This is a genomic window from Georgenia sp. Z1344 (assembly GCF_057652375.1).
Map to the genome: position 1 here is coordinate 1007169 of NZ_CM172728.1, position 19816 is coordinate 1026984.

Annotated in this window: 20 protein-coding genes; 9 read left to right on the forward strand and 11 right to left on the reverse strand. The window is 73.3% G+C overall.

Translation table 11 applies throughout. The features are described from left to right. Positions 1 to 16: 16 nt before the first annotated feature. A complete protein-coding gene (locus tag AC24FB_RS04390) occupies positions 17 to 985 on the reverse strand; it encodes a D-glucuronyl C5-epimerase family protein (protein ID WP_425714660.1) in 969 nt (322 codons plus the stop codon). A gap of 218 nt (positions 986 to 1203) precedes the next feature. On the opposite strand from AC24FB_RS04390, the gene AC24FB_RS04395 reads away from it, so the two are divergent. Next, on the forward strand, positions 1204 to 1569 hold the full coding sequence (locus AC24FB_RS04395) for a hypothetical protein (RefSeq protein WP_425714661.1): 366 nt from the start codon (positions 1204 to 1206) through the stop codon (positions 1567 to 1569). Here AC24FB_RS04395 and AC24FB_RS04400 read toward each other — a convergent pair. After that, positions 1548 to 2732: a glycosyltransferase gene (locus AC24FB_RS04400; RefSeq protein WP_425714662.1), complete on the reverse strand. Its 1185-nt coding sequence runs from the start codon at positions 2730 to 2732 to the stop codon at positions 1548 to 1550. The genes AC24FB_RS04395 and AC24FB_RS04400 overlap by 22 nt on opposite strands. A 156-nt stretch (positions 2733 to 2888) precedes the next feature. Here AC24FB_RS04400 and AC24FB_RS04405 point away from each other — a divergent pair, with 156 nt between their 5' ends. Then, complete coding sequence (locus AC24FB_RS04405) at positions 2889 to 3275, forward strand: hypothetical protein (RefSeq protein ID WP_425713778.1); 387 nt, start codon at positions 2889 to 2891, stop codon at positions 3273 to 3275. A 107-nt stretch (positions 3276 to 3382) separates the two neighbouring features. Beyond that, a complete protein-coding gene (locus AC24FB_RS04410; protein WP_487560168.1) occupies positions 3383 to 4342 on the forward strand; it encodes an IS3 family transposase in 960 nt (319 codons plus the stop codon). Positions 4343 to 4520: 178 nt separating this feature from the next. Here the strand turns inward: AC24FB_RS04410 and AC24FB_RS04415 are convergent, their stop codons facing one another. The 3 genes from AC24FB_RS04415 to AC24FB_RS04425 are packed head-to-tail and all read right to left on the reverse strand — an operon-like array spanning position 4521 to position 7266. Then, positions 4521 to 5540, reverse strand: a complete 1020-nt coding sequence (locus AC24FB_RS04415) for a Gfo/Idh/MocA family protein (protein WP_487561060.1) — start codon at positions 5538 to 5540, stop codon at positions 4521 to 4523. Positions 5541 to 5545: 5 nt separating this feature from the next. Next, positions 5546 to 6652: a DegT/DnrJ/EryC1/StrS family aminotransferase gene (locus AC24FB_RS04420; protein ID WP_425715666.1), complete on the reverse strand. Its 1107-nt coding sequence runs from the start codon at positions 6650 to 6652 to the stop codon at positions 5546 to 5548. 14 nt (positions 6653 to 6666) lie between these two features. Next, positions 6667 to 7266: an acyltransferase gene (locus AC24FB_RS04425; RefSeq protein ID WP_425715600.1), complete on the reverse strand. Its 600-nt coding sequence runs from the start codon at positions 7264 to 7266 to the stop codon at positions 6667 to 6669. Positions 7267 to 7371: 105 nt separating this feature from the next. On the opposite strand from AC24FB_RS04425, the gene AC24FB_RS04430 reads away from it, so the two are divergent. The 5 genes from AC24FB_RS04430 to AC24FB_RS04450 all read left to right on the forward strand — a co-directional run bounded on the left by AC24FB_RS04430 (position 7372) and on the right by AC24FB_RS04450 (position 13203). Further along, positions 7372 to 8064 (forward strand): glycosyltransferase family 2 protein, encoded by a 693-nt coding sequence (locus AC24FB_RS04430; RefSeq protein ID WP_425715601.1) that lies wholly within the window; start codon positions 7372 to 7374, stop codon positions 8062 to 8064. Further along, a complete protein-coding gene (locus AC24FB_RS04435; RefSeq protein WP_425715602.1) occupies positions 8064 to 8531 on the forward strand; it encodes a DUF2304 domain-containing protein in 468 nt (155 codons plus the stop codon). The genes AC24FB_RS04430 and AC24FB_RS04435 overlap by 1 nt, the downstream gene beginning before the upstream one ends. Positions 8532 to 8677: 146 nt before the next feature. Continuing rightward, positions 8678 to 10093, forward strand: a complete 1416-nt coding sequence (locus tag AC24FB_RS04440) for an LCP family protein (RefSeq protein WP_425715603.1) — start codon at positions 8678 to 8680, stop codon at positions 10091 to 10093. 82 nt (positions 10094 to 10175) lie between these two features. Beyond that, positions 10176 to 11735, forward strand: coding sequence for an LCP family protein (locus tag AC24FB_RS04445; RefSeq protein ID WP_425715604.1), 1560 nt, complete (start codon positions 10176 to 10178; stop codon positions 11733 to 11735). 46 nt (positions 11736 to 11781) lie between these two features. Next, positions 11782 to 13203, forward strand: coding sequence for a hypothetical protein (locus AC24FB_RS04450; RefSeq protein ID WP_425715605.1), 1422 nt, complete (start codon positions 11782 to 11784; stop codon positions 13201 to 13203). A 53-nt stretch (positions 13204 to 13256) separates the two neighbouring features. Here the strand turns inward: AC24FB_RS04450 and AC24FB_RS04455 are convergent, their stop codons facing one another. The 3 genes from AC24FB_RS04455 to AC24FB_RS04465 form a co-directional block, all read right to left on the reverse strand. Further along, positions 13257 to 14504: an amidohydrolase gene (locus AC24FB_RS04455; RefSeq protein WP_425715606.1), complete on the reverse strand. Its 1248-nt coding sequence runs from the start codon at positions 14502 to 14504 to the stop codon at positions 13257 to 13259. Positions 14505 to 14511: 7 nt separating this feature from the next. Then, the gene (gene purE / locus AC24FB_RS04460) at positions 14512 to 15012 is read right to left on the reverse strand and encodes a 5-(carboxyamino)imidazole ribonucleotide mutase (protein WP_425715667.1); all 501 of its coding nucleotides are present in this window, start codon (positions 15010 to 15012) and stop codon (positions 14512 to 14514) included. An 86-nt stretch (positions 15013 to 15098) separates the two neighbouring features. Continuing rightward, positions 15099 to 16283: a 5-(carboxyamino)imidazole ribonucleotide synthase gene (locus tag AC24FB_RS04465; RefSeq protein ID WP_425715607.1), complete on the reverse strand. Its 1185-nt coding sequence runs from the start codon at positions 16281 to 16283 to the stop codon at positions 15099 to 15101. A 76-nt stretch (positions 16284 to 16359) separates the two neighbouring features. Between AC24FB_RS04465 and AC24FB_RS04470 the strand changes: the two genes are divergently transcribed. Continuing rightward, positions 16360 to 16983, forward strand: a complete 624-nt coding sequence (locus tag AC24FB_RS04470; RefSeq protein WP_425715608.1) for a GtrA family protein — start codon at positions 16360 to 16362, stop codon at positions 16981 to 16983. A 41-nt stretch (positions 16984 to 17024) separates the two neighbouring features. Here AC24FB_RS04470 and AC24FB_RS04475 read toward each other — a convergent pair whose 3' ends face one another. From AC24FB_RS04475 to AC24FB_RS04485, 3 genes are all read right to left on the reverse strand, one after another. Then, positions 17025 to 17669 carry a lysoplasmalogenase gene (locus tag AC24FB_RS04475; RefSeq protein ID WP_425715609.1) on the reverse strand — a complete coding sequence of 215 codons (645 nt, stop codon included), beginning with the start codon at positions 17667 to 17669 and terminating at the stop codon, positions 17025 to 17027. 89 nt (positions 17670 to 17758) lie between these two features. Beyond that, positions 17759 to 19081 carry an ATP-binding protein gene (locus AC24FB_RS04480; RefSeq protein WP_425715610.1) on the reverse strand — a complete coding sequence of 441 codons (1323 nt, stop codon included), beginning with the start codon at positions 19079 to 19081 and terminating at the stop codon, positions 17759 to 17761. Between the two features lies 1 nt (position 19082). After that, positions 19083 to 19769 (reverse strand): response regulator transcription factor, encoded by a 687-nt coding sequence (locus tag AC24FB_RS04485; protein ID WP_425715611.1) that lies wholly within the window; start codon positions 19767 to 19769, stop codon positions 19083 to 19085. Positions 19770 to 19816 lie beyond the last annotated feature (47 nt).

The window sequence follows — 19816 nt, forward strand, 5'->3', positions numbered from 1 at the left end:
TCCTCGTCCGACCGCCCTATCCGTCCGCGCCCGACGCGGCGTAGTCGCTGCGGAACGTCCGGGCCATCTCGACGAACCGTCCGTCGCCGGTCATGAGTGCCAACGAGTCGAACTGGTTTGCTACCCCTCGGTGGTAGCTGTCCGGCTGCCAGCTCTCGTCCCGGCAGTACTGGGCCGCGCAGTAGTAGGAGATGCCGTCGGGCACGCGGTAGCGGTCGAATGTCTCGATCATGGTTGCCGCGCCGCCGTCGAACAGCTGCGCCGCGTGCGGGTCGTCCGTCGCGACGGCGTAGTCGTACAGTCCGAACATCGCGTACATGTGGCCGTTGACGACCTGGGTCGTCTCGATGCTGTCGGCCACGAACTCCTCAAACCAGATGTGGCCGTCGATGACGTGAGAGAACCACGGACCGTCGCCGGGGCGGGCAAGGAAGGTCTCGAAGGTCTCGTCCGCCGCGTCCATCCAGCGATCGTCACCGGTCTCCTCGTGCAGACGGACGAAGAGTGACAACGACTGGCCCTGCGCCATCCCGGAGTACCAGGGGGCGAGCAGCACCATTCCCTCCTCGTCACTGTTGAGGGAGTGGTCGAAGGGGTAGGGGAACCACCGGGCGCCGTCGCTCTCGACGGACCCGTCGAGCAGGTACTCGGCGTTCGCGACGGCCCGGTCGAGGTACACCTGCTCTCCGGTCGCGCGATACGACTCGAGCAGGCCGAGGCCGTAGCGTGCCAGGTCGACGGGGTGGTACCAGCGCGTGCCACGTTCCCAGGGGATCTCCCAATGGGCGACACCGTCCGCGTCGACCGGCCGATCCGGGTCGTCGAGATCGATGACCGACTCGGTGGTCCGTTCGTACGGCTCGGGACGGATCAGGCGCGGCTCGGTGCCGTTGACCTCGTAGTCCGGTTCGGGGGGGGCGCCTGCTCCACAGGCACTCAGTGCCAGCAGGCAGAGTGCGAGGATGCCGAGAAGTCCACGTCTCACCTCCTGAGGGTACGAGCCGACGACCTGGTTAGGGCGCCGTTCGGCGGCAGCCGCCTCGAGCCACCGTGGTGCGGGACATACGCCCTGCCGCGCGTGCGCCTCGGGGTCTTCCCCGCGAGGTGGATAACGCAGACACTGTCTCCACCATGAGGCCACGCTCCGCACTCACGTTCTTGGCGAGCACGAGCCTTCTCGCGGGGTGCGGCTCCGAATCGTCCGTGACATCGGCGGACGACTTCGACGTCGCCACGATCGATGCCGGCGAGGACATGTCGTTCGCAGCAGAAGACGTCCAGCTGCACAGCACGTTCGAGATCGAGGACGGCTGCGTCGTCATCGAGGGCGTCTACAACCACACTGGAGATCTGCTCGTCATCTTCCCCGAGGGTGCCGAGGCCGCGGTCGACGACGACGGAGAACCGGTCGTCCGCCTTCCCGACGACAGCCTCATCGAGATGGGCACCGAGTACCCCCTGAGGAGCGGCTGGCGAGGCAGCGTCGCCGAGCTCTACGACGATGCGCAGCCGGAATGCACGGCGGGCAACAACGACGGCATCTACGTCTACGGCGTCATCGCGGACTGAGCTCGGATCGCCCCCAGCGCGACGTCGGCCGCCGCGCGACCCGCCGCCGACGACGACGCGTTCTCGGCGACCCAGCCCGCGAGGCGTGCGGCGTCACCCGGCCCGCGCTCGCCGGTCAGGGCGGCGACCATCGCCCGTGCGACGTCGTCGGCGTCGTGCTCGACCGCCCAGCCCAACCGGCTCTCGGCGATGTCCGCGCGCGCCGGCCCCGGGCCCGCGTAGATGACCGGGACGCCGGACGCCCACGCCGCGTACGCCTTCGTGGGGTACGCGAGGTCGTAGCCGATGCCGGGGCGGATCGAGACGAGCGCCGCCCGCGCGCCCCGCTGCCACCGTGCGGCCTCGGCCTGACCGACCAGGCCGCGCAGCTCGACCGCCCCGCTCGGCAGTCGCGCGGCGAGGCGCTCGAGCTCGGGCCACGCGCTGCCCTGGCCGAGCACGACGACGCGCGCGTCCGGCACCTGCTCGAGCACCCGCGGGAGCGCACGCAGGAAGACGTCCGCGCCCTGCCACTCCGAGGCCGTGCCGGCGTAGAGGAGGTAGGGGCGGGGATCGTCGTCGTCGGGCATGGGCCCGGCCGGCGTGAACGTCTCGGTGTCCGCTCCCCCGCGCACGACGACGACGCCCCGCGCGCCCAGCTCCTCCGCCCGGGCGGCGACGTCGTCCGACACCGCGATCGTCGCCGCCGCGCCGGCCAGGACCGCCGACTCGGCGCGCCGCAGCACCTCGACGACGGCGCCGGGCGCTCCGGTGGAGGTCGCGGCGTCGGACCAGATGTCCGGGACGTAGGCGACGTACGGGCGACGCCGGATCGCCGCGACCGCGCGCACGACGAGGCCGGTGGTGGGCGGCGGCTCGACCACGTACACGTCCGGGGCGGGGTCGCGGAGGAGTCGGGCGGACAGCGGGACGTCGAACGAGAGGTAGGGGACGTAGCCGCGGAGGTAGCCGTCGGCGTCGCGCAGGACGGGGGCGCGGGAGACGCGGGTGCCCGGGTGGTCGTCGATCGTGGCGTCGGCGGGCGGGCGCGCGGTGAGGACGCGGGTGGCGGCTCCGGCCTCACGCAGGCCGCGGGCGAGGGCGGCGAGGCGGAACGACGCGGCCGCGGGCTCCGGGGACCAGATGCGGGAGGCGATGGTCACGCGCGGGCGTCGGGAGGTCACGAGGCCATTGTGACGGAGGTGGGTGGGGCGGAGGTGCGCCGAAGGGACGGTCAAGGCGCCGAACAGTCGGTCGAGGTGCCGAACAGTCGGTCGAGGTGCCGAGTGGACCCCCGCCCCCTGTGTGTCAGCCTGGGTGTGAGTCGATCGAGGAGGTCGATGTTGGCACGTCTGCGCACTCCGCAGGAGAAGGCTGAGTTCGTGGCCGAGTACCTGGTTGTCGAGCACGGTCAGAAGTTGGCATGGCTCGCAGAGAGGGGGATCGACTCGCGAACGATGAGTCGTTGGCGTAAGGCGTTCTTCTTTGGCGATCTGGATGCCGAGCTGATTCCCAGGGACACTTCCTTGATGGATGTCGCTGGTGGAGCCAAGTTCAAACAGCTCGAGGTCCAGCTCGCGGCGGAGAAGGCTGCGCGGGAGGCCGATCGGCGGGAACACGCCGCTGAGATCGAGCGACTCCAGGAGGTCAACGATGCGCTGGGAAAAGCTATCGGGCTCTTGCACGACCGCGCCGGCGAGCAGCAGGAGCCCAAGGACGAGAGCTGAACCCAACCACCGGCTCGGGTACGGCGACGGGCGGTTCGGACTTCATCGCGTTCGAGAACGAGCTGGTCGCTGAGATCAAGAGCTATGGGACCAGTCAGCGCGCCACCTTGGAACTGCTCGGGATCAGTCGCGCGACGTGGCACTACCGCCGCCATCCCCGCGACCGGGTGCCCGGTCCGGTTCCGCAGGCACGGCGGGACTATCCCAACCGGGTCACCGACGCCGAGCGGGAGCAGATCCTGGGACTGATCGCCCAGGGGTTCGCCGTCGGTCGCGGCGTGTACTCGTCGTGGCACGACGCGTTGGACGCGGGCGATCCGATCGCCTCGCTCAGGACGTGGCACCGGCTCGCCGCTGCTCATCTGGGGCCGCAACGGCCCAGCCGGCCCCGGCGCCGGCGGCGGGCCAGCGCGATGCCGCAGTTCCGAGCCACCGCGCCCAACCAGGTCTGGTGCTGGGACATCACCAAGCTCGCGGGCAAGTACCACGGGCAGTGGCTCAGTCTCTATCTCGTCATCGACGTCTTCTCGCGCCTGGTCGTGGGCTGGCGGGTTGAACAGGGCGAGGACGATGACCTGGCCCGAGCGATGTTCGAGACCGCGTTCGACGCGCAGGGCACGCACCCGCAGATCGTGCACTCCGATGGCGGCCCGTCGATGATGTCCGACACCCTGTCCGACCTCTACCGCGAGCTGGGCATTACCCGCTCACGTAACCGGCCCCGGGTCTCCAACGACAATCCGTACGCCGAATCATGGTTCAAGACAGCGAAGTACCAGTCCCGCTATCCCGGCTGGTTCCACGACATGGCCCATGCTCGTCGCTGGGCCACGACCGTGATCACCGACTACAACACCACTCACCGGCACACGTCGCTCGAGGGCCACACACCGCAGAGCGTCCATGACGGCAGCTGGCGCACTGTCCATCACCAGCGACAGTCCACTCTCGAAGACCTGGCCGCCCGCCACCCCGAGCGCTACCCCCGCACCCCCCGAATCAGAGCACCGTTAGCGAACGTCACTCTCAACACCGAACAATCAACCCAACGACTCCAAACAGGTTGACACCTTCCGGCCGTGAGTACTCTCGGCGCACAACCCGACTCCTCGGCGGGAGACCGTCCTTTCGGCGAGAAGTTGTGTGGTCGCCGAGCAGGTTGCCGGTCGGCACGCGCGGGCGAACGGCACGAGGGGCCGACCGGTGACGGTCGGCCCCTCGTGGTGCTGCGTCAGCGATCAGCGGCTACAGCTGGACGGCCACACCGTCGCCGGCGGCGGAGAGGATCGCCTCGACGACCTCGAGCGTGTGCACACCCTCGGCCATCGACACGACCTCGTCGCCCTCCCCGCGCACGGCGTCGCGGAACCGCTCCTGCTCGACCCGCAGCGGCTCGCGCTTGGGGATCGCGTAGGTCGTGATGTCGCCCTCGGACACGCCGCGGAAGGCGGCCACGGCGTCCCACTCGGTGGGGATCGTGCCGTTGGCGTAGAAGGTGAGGTCGATGTTGAGGGTGTCGGCCACGAGGGCCCCGCGCTCACCGGTCACGACGGTCCGGCGCTCCTTGAAGGGCGAGAGCCAGTTGACGGTGTGCCCCACCATCGTCCCGTCGGCGAGCTGTCCGGTGGCCAGCACCATGTCCTCGAACTCGCGACCCGAGCGGTGCGTGGTCCGCGCCCAGATCGAGCTGTACGGCGAGCCGGCGACGAACGCGGCGAGGTCGACGTCGTGGGTCGCGAGGTCCTTGACCACGCCGACGTCGGAGATCCGCGCCGGGAACGGGCCCTGCCGGAAGGTCTGGATCTGGTAGATCTCGCCGAGGAACCCCTCGGCCAGCTTGTCCCGCAGCGCGACGATCGCCGGGTTGCACCGCTCGACGTACCCGACGGCGCCGGTGAGCCCGGCCTCCTCGAAGGCGCCTGCGACGCGGCGACCTGCGGCGACGTCGTGCGCGATGGGCTTCTCGACCATCGTGTGGATGCCGGCCTCGGCGAGCTTGAGGGCGACCTCCTCGTGGTAGATCGTCGGCACGGCGACCATGGCCGCCTCGATGCCGGCGTCGATGAGCGACTCGACGTCGCTGCCCACCGTCAGCGACCCGGCGACGCCGAAGCGGTCGCCACCCGGGTCGGCCACGGCCACGAGGTCCATGCCCTCGGTCTCCCGGATGACCCGGGCGTGGTGGCGCCCCATCGAGCCCAGCCCGATGAGCCCCACGCGCAGCGGGGCATCGGTCGCAGTCGTTCCAGCCACGTTGTCTCCCATCGCGATCAGGCCCCCGCCCCGGTCACGGCCTCGACCGCGGCCGCGATGCGGTCGAGGTCGCCCTGCTCGAGGGAGGGGTGCACGGGCAGCGAGATGACCTGCTGCGCGGCGCGCTCGGTCTCGGGCAGCTCGAGGCCCGGCGAGAAGACGGCGAGGGACTCGAGGCGGTGGTTGGGGATCGGGTAGTACACGCCGCAGCCCACCTTGTGCTCCGCGCGCAGCGCGGCGACGATGCGGTCGCGCTCGGCGCCGCCGTCGCCCTCGACGGGCACGCGGACCGTGTACTGGTGGTAGACGTGCTCGGCGCCCTCGGCGACCGGGGGCACCACCACGCCGCGCAGGTTGGCGTCGAGGAACGCGGCGTTGGCCCGGCGCCGCTCGGTCCAGCCGAGGACCTTGCCGAGCTGGACGCGGCCGATCGCGGCGTGCACGTCGGTCATCCGCGTGTTGTAGCCGACGACCTCGTTCTCGTACTGCTTCTCCATGCCCTGGTTGCGCAGGAGGCGCACCCGGCGGGCCAGCTTCTCGTCGCCCGTGGTGACCATGCCGCCCTCGGCGGAGGTCATGTTCTTCGTCGGGTAGAGGGAGAACGCGGCGAAGGCGCCGAACGTGCCGACCTGGCGGCCGCGGTAGGTGGCGGCGTGGGCCTGGGCGGCGTCCTCGAAGATCTGCAGGTCGTGCTCGTCGGCGATCGCCTGGAGCGCGTCCATGTTCGCCGGGTGCCCGTACAGGTGGACGGGCATGATGCCGCGCGTGCGCTCGGTGACCGCGGCACGCACCGACTCGGGGTCGAGGCAGAAGTGCTCGGGCTCGATGTCCGCGAACACCGGCGTCGCGCCGGTCAGCGCCACCGAGTTGCCGGTCGCCGCGAACGTGAAGGACGGGACGATGACCTCGTCGCCCTCACCGATGCCGGCGGCGACCAGGCCCATGTGCAGGGCGGACGTGCCGGAGTTGACGGCCACGGCGGTGCGGCCGGCGGCCAGGACCGAGGCGAACTCCTCCTCGAAGGCCTTGACCTCGGGCCCCTGGGCGATCATGCCGGTCCGCATCACGCGGTCGACCGCCGCGCGTTCCTCGTCGCCGATGACCGGCTTCGCCGCGGGGATCATGGGCAGCTCGTCGTTCACGCGTTCTCCTCCGTCTCGGTCAGCACGCCGTTCGTCTCGACGTACCGCTGCCCGGTCAGCGGGCACCGCCATTGTTCCCCGTCCTGGACGAGTCGGGCGCCCGAACGTCCTACCCATCCGATCTGCTTCGCGGGTACGCCGGCCACGAGGGCGTACGGGGTGACGTCCTTGGTCACCACGGCGCCGGCAGCCACGGTCGCCCAGGCGCCCACCGTCACGGGCGCGACGCACACGGCGCGGGCGCCGATCGCGGCGCCCTCCTCGATGGTCACGCCGACCGCGTCCCAGTCGGAGGCGGACTTGAGCGAGCCGTCCGGGTTGATCGCACGGGGATAGGTGTCGTTCGTCAGCACGGCCGCGGGCCCGATGAACACGCCGTCGCCGAGCCGCGCGGGCTCGTACACGAGCGCGTAGTTCTGGACCTTGCAGTGCCGCCCCATCTGCACGCCGGTGCCGATGTAGGCGCCGCGCCCCACGACGCAGCCCTCCCCCATCTCGACGTCCTCCCGCACCTGCGCGAGGTGCCAGACGGAGCTGCCGTCGCCGATGCGAGCGGTCTCCGCCACGTCGGCGGAGTCCACGATCCGTGCGGTCATGCGCTGCCCTTCGTGTCGAGGCCGACGCCCCGCCCCGGGCGAGCCGCTCACGCGACCGGCCCGCGCACGGCACGCTGCCCTGCTGTCGTCCACGAGCCTGCGACAATGCGGCCCATGCCCATGGTGCCACCCGTGGACGACGCCTGGCTCGTCATCCCCGTCTTCAACGAGGCGTCCGTCATCGGTCGCGTCGTGTCGGAGGCGCGCGAGACGTTCCCGCACATCGTCTGCGTCGACGACTCGTCGACCGATGCCTCGGGGGCCGCGGCCGCCGCGGCGGGCGCCGTCGTCGTCACGCACCCGTTCAACCTCGGGCAGGGGGCGGCGCTGCAGACCGGCATCGAGTACGTCCTCACGCGCACCGACGCCCGCTACCTCGTCACCTTCGACGCCGACGGGCAGCACCGGGTGGTCGACGCGGTCGACATGGTGGAGAGGGCCCGCACCGAGGACCTCGCCGTGGTCTTCGGCTCCCGCTTCCTCGACGACCGCACGAAGCCGGGCCTGCTCAAGCGGCTCGTCCTCAAGACGGCCGTGTGGGTGACCAACCAGTCCACCGGCATGCGTCTGACCGACGCCCACAACGGTCTGCGGGTCATCCGACGCGACGCCGCCCGGCACGTCGACCTGCGGCAGAACCGCATGGCGCACGCCACCGAGATCGTGCTCCAGCTCGGCCGCACGTCGCTGCCGTGGTCGGAGCACCCGATCGAGATCGTCTACACCGACTACTCCAAGGCCAAGGGCCAGTCGCTGCTCAACTCCGTCAACATCCTGTGGGAGCTGGTGATCCGCTGATGCCCGTCTCCGGAGACACGCGGATCATCCAGATCCTCCTCCTCGTCGCCGTCGTCGCCTTCACCGTCCTGCTCACCCGGTCGACGGCGGGCTCCCGCCACCAGGCGATCCGCCGGCTCGGGCTCCTCGGCTTCATGGCGCTCGCCGCGATCTCGGTGCTGTTCCCCTCGTGGGTCTCGTCGGTGGCCCGGTTCGTCGGCGTCGGGCGTGGCACGGACCTCGTGCTCTACATCCTCGTCGTCGTGTTCTTCGGCTACGTGGTCGTCACGGCCCGGGGGCACGCACGGCGCGACCGGCAGACGACGATCCTCGCCCGGCGGCTCGCCATCCGGGAGGCCGACGGCGAGGTCCGGCGCGCACCGTCGGGGACCCCGCACACCCCCGACGACGACACCCGCCACGCGCCCGACGACGAACCCCTGCGTGACGCGGACGACCCCGTCGAGGACCGCCGGGCCGACGGCTAGCACCCGCACCACCGACCCACCGGCCCCACCTGGGACGAGACGCCTCCCACATCGCGGGCCGAGGACCAGCGCGGGGGCAGAACTCCCCGCCGCCATGCCGTCGACGGACGTCCACCTTTCGGCCACCCGGCCGTATCGTGAGAGTCATGCCGCCCGACGCCGAGGACGGCGCGGCCGAGCCGGAGACGCCGCGCGAGGAGCCCTACCAGCCCCGGCACCGCAAGCCTGCCCCGGCGCAGCGGCGGCGGCGCCGCGGACCGATCATCGCGGGGGCCGCCACGGCGGTCGTCGCCGTCGGGATCGGTGCGGTCGCCGCGATGTACAACGACCTCCAGGGCAACATCACCACCGAGGACGTCACGCACCTCCTCGACGAGGACGAGCGCCCCACCGTCGTCGAGGACCCGGACGACCCGAACGCCGGGCAGGCGATGAACATCCTCGTCATGGGCTCCGACACCCGCGAGGGCGCGAACAGCGCCCAGGGCGGTCAGGAGGACGTCGAGGGCATGCGCTCCGACACCACGATGATCGTCCACATCTCTTCGGACCGGGAGCGGGTCGACATCGTCTCGATCCCCCGGGACACGCTCGTGCCGATCCCCTCCTGCACGCTCGAGGACGGTTCCGAGACCGAGCCCGTCGAGGCCGGGATGTTCAACTCCGCCTTCCACACGGGCGGTCAGCACGGCGACGTGAGCGCGGCCGCCGCCTGCACGATCGCCACCGTCGAGGGCATGTCCGACGTCCGGATCGACGACTACATGGTGGTCGACTTCGCGGGGTTCATCGGCGTCGTCGAGGCCCTGGACGGGGTCCCGATGTACGTGGACGAGGACATCGACGACCCGGGTGCCGGGCTCGAGCTCGACGAGGGCTGCCAGATCCTCGACGGCGAGGAGGCGCTCGGCTACGCGCGCGCCCGCCAGACGCTCGGCGACGGCTCGGACATCTCCCGGATCGGCCGGCAGCAGCAGCTCGTCAGCGCCATCGCCCGCGACGTGCTCTCCAGCCGCGTCCTGTTCGACCTGCCGCGCCTGTACTCGGTGCTCGACGCCGGCACGCAGACCCTGACGACCTCGCCCGAGTTCGGCAGCATCCGCAACCTCGCCGGCCTCGCGGTCTCGCTGCGCGGCCTCGAGGGCGAGAACATCGGGTTCCTCACGATGCCCTGGGAGCCCGCGGGCTACCGCGTCACCCCGACCGAGGAGGCCGACGACGTGTGGGCCGCCCTGCGCGAGGACGAGCCGATCCCGGGGACGACCGCGGCGGCGGACCCCGAGCTCGGCGGCGGGACCCCGACCGACGAGTCGAACTCCGCGGGGACGGGCGAGAGCGCGTCCGAGGGGGCGTCGGAGGGTGCGTCGGACGGCGCGGCCCCGGAGGAGACCGGCACGGCGATCGGCACGGGCGGCGACCTGGCCCAGGAGGCACGGGACGCGGTCGCGGCGGAGGAGACCCCCACCGACGAGGCCGACAGCCACGGCACGCCCGACGACGCTGCCCCGCCCGCCCCGACGGCCGAGCCGGAGGCCGCCCCCCTCCCGCCGTGCACCCGGTGACCACTCCACGGGGTGGTGCCACCCGGTCGGTCGGGATCGCGGATAGCCTGCGGATCGCTGGACGACGACCCGGGGGGACACGATGAACGACGACGAGCTTCCGCCGTCGTACGCACCCCGCCGGGGGCGCCGGTCCGACGGTGCGCCGCAGCGACCGCCGCGGTCCGAGCGTCCCGCGGGCTCCGGGGCCGACGGTGCGCGTGACGGCGCCGGTGCCGCCACCGGCGCGACCCGGGTGAACCCGCGCCGCTCGTCCGCCGCGCCGCCTCCTCCGCCGAACGACCAGGGCAACGCCACCGTGCGGCGGTCGATCCGTCAGAGCCCGGCCGCCTCCCCGCGCCGCGCGGCCGCCGACCGCAGCGGCATCCCCACGCGCGCCGACGCAGGTGGCGCCCCCGTCGGTGGGCCCCGCGACGCCGGGGCCGCCCGCGCCGGTGGGCACGGCGACGCCGGGGCCACCCGCGCGATGCCCGCCGCCGTGGCGGACGGCTGGAACGACGGCCACGCGCAGGCCGCACAGCCCCCGCCGTCGTACGCACCGCCGTCGTCCTCGCGGGCCGGCCGGTCCGCCGGGCCGCAGTACCCGGACCAGCCGCAGCACGCCCCCGGCCCGCAGCACCCCGGTGGTCCGCGGTATCCCGACGACCCCGGCCACCGCCCGCCACCGCCGCCGGGTCGGCCCCCGCGGCAGCGGCGTCGTCGTCGGCCGGGACGAGTGATCGCCCTCGTGCTCGTCACCCTCCTCGTGCTCGTCGTCGCGTGGCCCGTGGGCCTCGCGATCTGGGCCGACGGCCGGATCGCACACACCACCGCGCTCTCGGGCGCCGAGGACACGACCGGCACCACCTACGTCCTCGCGGGCACCGACACCCGCGGCGGCGCCATCGAGGACGGGGTCGAGGGCTCGCGCTCGGACTCGATCCTCGTGCTGCACGACCCGGAGTCCGGCACTCCCTCGCTCATCTCGCTGCCGCGCGACACCCTCGTCGAGATCCCCGGGCACGGCGACAACAAGCTCAACGCCGCCTACTCGCTCGGCGGGCCCGAGCTGCTCGTCCAGACCGTCGAGGAGCTCATGGGGCTCACCGTCGACCACTACGTGGAGATCGGCATGGGCGGACTCTCGGACATCGTCGACGCGGTCGGCGGGGTCGAGCTCTGCCTCGACTACGACGTGGAGGACGAGTTCTCCGGACTCAGCTGGCAGGCCGGGTGCCACGTCTCCGACGGCGAGACCGCCCTCGCGTTCGCCCGGATGCGCTACTCCGACCCCACCGGTGACATCGGCCGCGGGCTGCGCCAGCGCCAGGTCATCGGCGCGATCGCCGACTCCGTGGCAACGCCCGGCACCCTGCTCGACCCGCGACGCCACGTCTCGCTCGCCCGGACCGGCACCGACGTCCTCATCACCGACGAGGAGACCGGCATCGTCGACCTCGGCCGGCTCGCCCTCGCGTTCCGGGGCGCCTCGAACGGCGGGTTCGTCGGCGCACCGCCCGTGGCCGACCCCGCCTACCGGGCCGGCGGCCTCGGCGTGACCGTCCTGCTCGACGCCGACGCGATGCCCGCGTGGCTCGAGTCCGTCCGCGACGGGACGATCGCCCCGTCCTCGGAGGAGCCGACGACCCCCGCGGGCGGCTAGCGTCGGGGGTGTGCGCGGCGCACCGGTCGCGCGAGGAAGGACTTCGATGAACACCGACGCCCACGAGGGGTTCGCCCCGCGGCGCCCCACGCCCGAGGACGACGCCCGGCTCGGCGCCGAGGTCGACCGCGCCGGGCACCTGCTCGACGCCGGGGACCACGCCGCGGCCGTCACCGCCCTCGGCGACGTCCTCGGTTGGTCCGAGTCCCTCTACGGCCCCGCCGACGCCGACGTCCTGCTCGTGCGCGGGGAGCTCGGCAAGGCCCTCGGGCTGCTCGGTCGCCACTACGAGGCCGTCGACGTCCTCGGCCCCGGGGTGGTTCTTGCCCGCGAGCTCGGCCCGGAGGACGCCGAGACCCGCACCGGTCTCATCTCCGCGCTCATCGACGCGCTGCGCGCCTCGGGTCGGGGCGAGGAGACGCCGTCGCTCGAGCGTGAGCTCGAGGAGGCCGGTGGCGGGTCGTCCGCCGGTGGCGGGTCGTACGCCGCCGCGCACGGGCGCGAGGCGGGCAACGGAGCCGGCGGCGTCGGTGGCGGTGACGGGGCGCCCGGTGGGGCGAACGTCGACGGCCTCGGCGAGGGCGGCCCGCACCAGGCCGATGCGCACGCGGACGGTGGGGCGCACGCGGCCGGCGCGGCACACGCGGCCGCGGACGAGGTGCCCGACCACGACCGGTTCGCCGGGCCGGACGGCTCGGACGACCTCGACGACACCGGCGCGCCCGTGACGACCGGCTCGCACGCGAGCACCGGGGCGATGTCCGGGGTGGGCTCGGCGTCGGGCGGCTCGTCGCTCGCCGACGACCTCCGTGCGGCCGCGACCACCGGCGTCGAGCCGGAGCGGGCCCAGGAGCTCGTCGACCGCGCGGACTCCCCCGCCGACCGCCAGCTCCTCCCCGACGCGCTGCTCCTGCTCGCCGAGGCCCGCACGCGCGCGGAGGACCCGGACGGCGCGGTCGAGGCCTACGCCCGCCGCGCGGAGGCCGTCTCCTCGCTCGACGGCCCGACCTCGGGGACCGCCCTGCGCGCCGGCGCCCGCCACGTCACCGCCCTGGTCGAGGCCGGGCAGCTCGACGAGGCCCTCGACGCCAACATGTTCCTCGGCCGTGACGCGCGCCGGTACCGCCCCGAGGACCTCGAGCTCGCCGACATCGCGACGGCCCGCAGCGCAGACCTGCTCGCCGCCAAGGGGCGGTTCGAGGAGGCGCGCCAGGTGTTCGCCGAGCTGGTCGCGCTGCGGTCGAACCGGCCCGGCGTCGGTCCCGAGCACCTCTCCACGCTCGACGCCCGCCACCGCGAGGCGTGGGCGACCCTCGAGGTCGACCCGGGCCGGGCGCTGGCCCAGTTCGAGGAGCTGAGCGGCGACCTCGAGCGCCTGCTCCCGCCGGACCACCCGCTGATCGAGCAGGCCGCGAACGGAGCCGAGGAGGCGCGCTCGGACCTCGCCGGCGGGCCGGCGCAGGGCTGAGCGGGGGCTGAGCGAGGGCGGACCAGGGGCTCAGCGAGGGCCGACCGAGCCTCCTACGCCCCCGCGTCGTCCGCCCCGGCGCCGAGGTGCGCCCGCGCGGCCGCGACCTGCGCACGAACCGCAACCTCGAGCGTGGGGTCGATGACGGGCGCGAACATCGGCGAGTGGTTGGCCGGGATCTCGGTCGCCACGGCGTCGCGACCGGCGGCGTCGTCGTAGGTGTCCGCGTCGACGCACCCGACGAACCAGTACGCGTACGGCGCACCGAACGCGTCGCCGATCCGGGCGAAGTCCTCCGAGGCCGTCATCGGGGTCGCCTCGAGCACCGCCTCGGCGCCGAGGTCGGCGCGCAGGCCCTCGGCGGTGCGCGCCACCACGGCCTCGTCGTTGTCGGTGAGCGGGAACTGGTCGTAGTACGCGAACTCGGGCTCGCGCGGCGTCCCCGCCGCCTCGCACTCGCCGTGCACGATGCGCTCGACCGCCTCGATCACCTGCTCGCGCACGACCGGGTCGTAGTTGCGCAGGTTGAGCAGGAGCTCGGCGCGGTCGGGGATGATGTTGGCCGACGTCCCGGCCCGCACCGCGCCGACCGTGACCACCGCGAACGTCCCCGGCTCGATCTCCCGGGCCACGACGCCCTGGAGTCGCTGGACGACGTCGGCGGCGAGCACGACCGGGTCGACCGCCGTGTGCGGCATCGACCCGTGCGCGCCGCGGCCGTGCAGGGTGATCCGCACCGAGTCCCCCATCGACAGCACGGGCCCCGGGGCGATCGCCACCGTGCCCGCCGCGATCGGCATGACGTGCTGGCCGAGGACGACGTCCGGCGTCGGGACCTTGTCCGTCAGGCCGTCGTCGATCATCGCCTGCGCGCCGGCGGCGTCCTCCTCCGAGGGCTGGAAGAGGGCGACGTACGTGCCCGACCAGTCCGCCCGCCGCTCGGCGAGCACGCCGAGTGCGCCGACCAGGGCGGCGGTGTGCATGTCGTGCCCGCACGCGTGCATGACGCCCTCGACCTCGGACGCGTAGGCGAGGCCGGTCGCCTCGGTGACGGCGAGCGCGTCCATGTCCGCGCGGGCGAGCACGGTCGGCCCGTCCCCGTTCTCCAGCACGACGACGACGCCGGTGCCGCCGATGCGCACGGGCGTCAGCCCGAGGGCCGTGACCTCCGCCTCGACCCGTTCGGCCGTCCGGTGCTCCGCCAGGCCGAGCTCGGGCGTGCGGTGGAGGTCGGTGTAGAGGGCGCGCAGGTGTGCGAGGCGGCCGTCAGCCTCGAGACCGGCACCGACCTCGAGGGGCACCGCCACCTCAGTCGTCCCGGTGGTCGTCGGCGAGCGAGGCGCGCAGCCGGGCACCGCGGGCGCGGGCGGAGTCGGCAAGGTCGGACTGGAAGTCGATCATCCGGTCGCGCAGCTCCTCGGCCCGCGCGCCCTCGCCGGCGCCGAGGATCCGGGCGGCGAGGAGGCCGGCGTTGCGGGCCCCGCCGATCGAGACCGTCGCGACGGGCACGCCCGCGGGCATCTGGACGATCGAGAGGAGGGAGTCCATGCCGTCGAGGTGCGCGAGCGGCACCGGCACGCCGATCACCGGGAGCGGGGTGACGGCGGCGAGCATGCCGGGCAGGTGGGCGGCCCCGCCGGCGCCGGCCACGATGACGCGCAGCCCGCGGCGGGCGGCGGCGCGCCCGTACTCGAGCATCTCGTCCGGCATCCGGTGGGCGGAGACCACGTCGACCTCGTGGCTCACGCCGAGCTCGTCGAGCGCGAGCGCGACGGCGGACATCACCCGCCAGTCCGAGTCCGACCCCATGACGATCCCGACCTCGACCACGACGTCCCCTCCGGCTCCGGCGGCACGCGCGTCCGCCCGTGCCTCATCCTGGCATCCCTGCGGGCTCAGGCGCGGTGCAGCAGCTCCACGGCCGCCCGCGCGGAGGCGAGCAGCCCCCCGTGGTCCTCCCCCACCTCGGTCACGTGGCCGAGCTTGCGGCCCGGCCGCACCTCCTTGCCGTAGAGGTGGACCTTCGCGCGCGGGTGCCCGGCGAGGACCGCGGGGTACGCGGCGGACGGCTCGGGCCGCTCGGCGCCGAGGAGGTTGACCATGACCGCGGCGGGGGCGAGCGGGGCGGTGTCCCCGAGCGGGAGGTCGAGAACGGCCCGCAGGTGCTGCTCGAACTGGCTGGTCACGGCGCCGTCGATCGTCCAGTGCCCCGAGTTGTGCGGCCGCATGGCGAGCTCGTTGACGAGGAGCCGTTCGCCGTCGTCGCCCGGGGCGAGGAACATCTCGACGGCGAGGACACCCGTGACGCCGAGCCCCGTCGCGACCTGTTCGGCGATCGCGCGCGCCTGCTCGGCGAGCTCATCGGTCAGGCCGGGCGCCGGCGCGAGCACCTCGGCGCACACCCCGCCGACCTGCCGCGTCTCGACGACCGGCCAGCTGCGGACCTCGCCCGTGGCGCCGTCCGGGCCCGCTGCGTCAGGTCCCGAGCCACCCGGCCGGCGCGCCGTCAGGGCCGCGAGCTCGCGCGTGAAGGGCACCTTCTCCTCGACGAGGAGCCGCGCGCCCGGGGCGAGGTCGGCGAGCCAGTCCGCCACGTCGCCCGGGGCGGAGACCACCCGCACGCCCTTGCCGTCGTAGCCGCCGCGGGCGGTCTTGACGACGACCGGACCGCCGGCCTCGGCGAGGGCGGCGGCGAGCTCGTCGGCGCTCGCCACGGTGGTCCACCAAGGGCACGGGACGCCGAGCGCGCCGAGGCGCTCGCGCATGACGATCTTGTCCTGCGCGTGCGTGAGCGCGTCCGGACCGGGGCGGACCGGTACGCCGGTGGCGGCGACGGCGGCCAGGACCTCGGCGGGGACGTGCTCGTGCTCGAAGGTGAGGACGTCGGCGCCCTCGGTGAGCCGGAGCACGGCGTCGCGGTCGTCGGCCCGTCCCACCACGGCGTCGGGGACCACCTGCGCGGTCGGCGCGTCCGCGGACTCGACGAGGACCCGCAGGTGCACGTCGAGAGCGAGCGCCGCCGGCGCCATCATGCGGGCGAGCTGCCCACCACCGATCACGGCCACGGTCCGTCGAGTCACGGGGAGACAGCCTAGACGGTGCGAACTCCCCCGCACCGGCCCCGTCCGCGCGGCCCCGCCCGCCTACAGTTGTCCGGTGCGACGCCTCATCGATCTCCTCCTGCGCGGCCAGACCTGGCGGGAGTGGTGGATCGAGTTCCTGCGGTTCTGCACGGTGGGGCTCTCGGCGTTCGTCGTCGACATCGGCCTGTTCAACCTCCTGCGCTTCGGCCCCGGCGAGCTCCTCATCGACAAGCCGTTGACGGCGAAGGTCATCTCGGTCGCCGTCTCGATCGTCGTGGCCTGGACCGGGAACCGGCTGTGGACCTTCCGGGAGAAACGGCGCTCGGCCGCCCACCGCGAGGCGCTGATGTTCCTGCTCGTCAACATCGGCGGCATGCTCGTGGCCGTCGGCTGCCTCGCGTTCTCGCACTACGTCCTCCGCCTCACCTCGCCGCTGGCGGACAACATCTCCGCCAACGGCGTGGGGCTCGTGCTCGGCACCGCGTTCCGGTACGTCTGCTACCGGTACGTCGTGTTCACCGAGGACCACTCGTCCGGCGGCGGCGCGGACGGGCAGACCCCCACGCCCGACGACGATCCCGCCGCGCCCGGTGCGCCCGCCGGCGGCGGGTCCGACCCGCAGAGTTCCGACCCGGTGGGCTCCGATCCGGTCGTGCACGGGTCGGTGTCCAGCGACAGCGCCACCGCTGACCGCTGACCGGCGACTACTGACCGGCAGCGAGCGGCGATGTGCGTGCGTCAGCCGCGCGCCCGCTCGCGGCCCTGGACCCGCACGACGCCCGCGGCGAGCAGCACCTGCGCGGCGACGTAGGTGAGCATCACCCACATCCCGTTCCCGGGCAGCTCGAGGCCGGCGAACGTGCGCAGGGCGATGAGCGAGTCCGAGACGATGAAGACGAGCGCGCCGACGGCGGCGGCCGTGCCGAGCGCCGGCGCCAGCATCGCGGTCGCGAGGATCGCCACGGCGTAGGCCACGACGGCCGGCAGAAGCGTGCCCGCGCCCTGCGCACACAGCATGACGAGCACGATCCCGTAGCCGAGGAACGGGAGCACGAGCACGGGCGCGCGCCACACGGGGGTGCCCCGACGGCGCGGCCACAGCGCGATCACCCAGCTCACGTGGGCGAGCAGGAACAGCGCGAGCATCGCCTCGAACCCACCCGTGTCGAGGAAGCGCGGCACGAGGTCGCCCCCCCAGGACAGGGCGAGCGCGGCGAGCGCCCAGGAGGTCGTGTGCGAGCGGGGCGCCGGGGTCAGGGCGAGGACCGCGACCATGAGCGGCGGCAGGAGGAGCGGCTGCGAGACCTCCCGCAGCCAGCCGGGCCCGGTGAGCTGGGCGACCAGGTGGGTGAGCGTGACGACGGCGAGGACCACCACGGACACGAGGGCGACGGAGACCTCGGTGCGGCCGGGCCCGCGGCGCGGACCGGGGCGTGCCTCACCCCGGGGCCCGTCGCGACGCCCGCCCCCGGTCACCGGCGCCCGCGCCTGCGGCCCACGGACACGAGGGCGCCCTGCGGGAGGACGGCCTCGGGGGTCAGCTCGCGCGGGACCGCGTGGACGAACACCCGGAAGATCGGGGGCCGCCGCTGCGTGAGCTCGAGCCGGCCGCCGTCGGCCGTCACCAGCTCGCGCGCGAGCGCCAGGCCCAGGCCCGTCCCGGACTTGCCGGACACGTGCTTGGTGAAGATCTCGGGCGCCAGCTCGTCGGAGACGCCGTCGCCCTCGTCGGCCACGTCGATGAACACGCCCTTGGCGCCGGAGGCCGAGCGGGTCGTCACGGTGGTGCTGCCGGCGCCGTACTTCAGCGAGTTCTCGATGAGGGTCGCCAGCACCTGGGACAGGGAGCCGGGCGTGACGAGGACGGGCATGTCGGCGTCGTCGGTGAAGGAGAGGTCGCGGTCCGCGGCGAGGAAGGTCTGCTGCCACTCCTCGTCCTGCTGGGCGAAGATCTCGTCGAGGTTGACGACCTCGGTCGAGCCGCCGCCCGCGGAGCGCGACGTCTTGAGCAGGTCGTCGACCACGCCGGTCAGGCGCTCGACCTGCTCGAGCGAGCGGCGCGCCTCGTCGCGCACCTCCTCCTGCTCGCTCGTCATCTCGATCTCCTCCAGGCGCATCGAGAGCGCGGCGAGCGGGGTGCGCAGCTGGTGGGACGCGTCCGCGGCGAACTGGCGCTCGGCGGCGAGCCGGCCGGCCATGCGGTCGGAGGTCCGCACGAGCTCATCGGCGACGAGGTCGATCTCCTCGATGCCGGAGACCTGCATGCGCGGCCGCACCTGGCCGGACCCGATCTGCTCGGCGGAGGCGGCGAGGTAGATGAGCGGGGCGGACAGGCGCCGCGCGAGCCGCGAGCCGATGGCCACCGCGATGCCGAGGGCCATCATCGAGGTGACGGCGATGATGCCGACCACCTGCATGACCCGGAACCACACCTGGGAGATCGGGATCTCCATGATCACCTCGGCGCCGGACGGGGTGCGGCTCACCGAGCGCATGACGTCGCCCTCGATGGCCGGTCCGCCGTTGAACACCTCGCCCTCGGGGCTGCGGACGACGATGTTGGCCTCGATGTTGTTCTGCCCGCCGACCCACGCGACGAGCATGTCGTCGTCGAGCTCCTCGTTCGTCGCGATGCGGCGCTCGACCGACCGGGACAGCGAGGAGTTGCGCAGGTCGAGGGTGGCGCGCTGGTCGCCCCAGATCATCGCCCCGCCGAACACCGCGAGCGGTGCGCCGACGACGAGGACCGCCACCGTCACCGCCACGACGATCATGCGGATCGCGCGGCGGCGCACATCACCCTCCGGAGGTCTCGAACCGGAAGCCGATCGCGCGGACGGTCGTGATGTAGCGCGGCTGGTCCGCGGAGTCGCCGAGCTTGCGACGCAGCCAGGACACGTGCATGTCGAGGGTCTTGGTGGATCCCGTGGGATCGGTCCCCCACACCTCCTGCATGATCGCCTCGCGCGTGACGACCGAGCCCGCGTCCCGCACGAGCACGCGCAGGAGCTCGAACTCCTTCGCGGTCAGGTGCATCTCGCGGGTGCCGCGGAAGGCGCGGTGGGCGGCGACGTCGACGCGGACGTCCTGCGCCACCAGCTCGTCCTCCTCGGTGATGTCCCCACCGGCGCGGCGCAGGAGCGCCCGGACGCGGGCGAGGAGCTCGGCCAGTCGGAAGGGCTTGGTGACGTAGTCGTCCGCCCCGGCGTCGAGCCCGACGACGAGGTCCACCTCGTCCGCCCGGGCCGTCAGCACGAGGATCGGCACGGTCAGGCCGCGTGAACGGATCGCACGGGCCACGTCCAGGCCGTCCATGTCCGGCAGCCCGAGGTCGAGGACCACGAGGTCGGCGCCACGGGCGACGTCCTCGAGGGCGGCACCTCCGGTGGTGTGGGAGCGCACCTCGTAACCCTCACGGCCGAGGGCGCGGGCGAGCGGTTCGGCGATCGCAGGGTCGTCCTCGACGAGCAGCACGTCAGTCACATCTGCATCGTAGGCGCAATCGTCAACGATTGGTCAAGTCGACGGGT

Excerpts from the sequence above, each read along its gene's own strand:
- AC24FB_RS04405 (WP_425713778.1), top strand. The coding sequence starts at position 2,889 with ATGTTGGCACGTCTGCGCACTCCGCAGGAGAAGGCTGAGTTCGTGGCC.
- AC24FB_RS04415 (WP_487561060.1), bottom strand. The coding sequence starts at position 5,540 with ATGGGAGACAACGTGGCTGGAACGACTGCGACCGATGCCCCGCTGCGC.
- AC24FB_RS04420 (WP_425715666.1), bottom strand. The coding sequence starts at position 6,652 with ATGATCCCCGCGGCGAAGCCGGTCATCGGCGACGAGGAACGCGCGGCG.
- AC24FB_RS04425 (WP_425715600.1), bottom strand. The coding sequence starts at position 7,266 with ATGACCGCACGGATCGTGGACTCCGCCGACGTGGCGGAGACCGCTCGC.
- AC24FB_RS04430 (WP_425715601.1), top strand. The coding sequence starts at position 7,372 with ATGCGGCCCATGCCCATGGTGCCACCCGTGGACGACGCCTGGCTCGTC.
- AC24FB_RS04435 (WP_425715602.1), top strand. The coding sequence starts at position 8,064 with ATGCCCGTCTCCGGAGACACGCGGATCATCCAGATCCTCCTCCTCGTC.
- AC24FB_RS04440 (WP_425715603.1), top strand. The coding sequence starts at position 8,678 with ATGCCGCCCGACGCCGAGGACGGCGCGGCCGAGCCGGAGACGCCGCGC.
- AC24FB_RS04445 (WP_425715604.1), top strand. The coding sequence starts at position 10,176 with ATGAACGACGACGAGCTTCCGCCGTCGTACGCACCCCGCCGGGGGCGC.
- AC24FB_RS04450 (WP_425715605.1), top strand. The coding sequence starts at position 11,782 with ATGAACACCGACGCCCACGAGGGGTTCGCCCCGCGGCGCCCCACGCCC.
- purE (WP_425715667.1), bottom strand. The coding sequence starts at position 15,012 with ATGGGGTCGGACTCGGACTGGCGGGTGATGTCCGCCGTCGCGCTCGCG.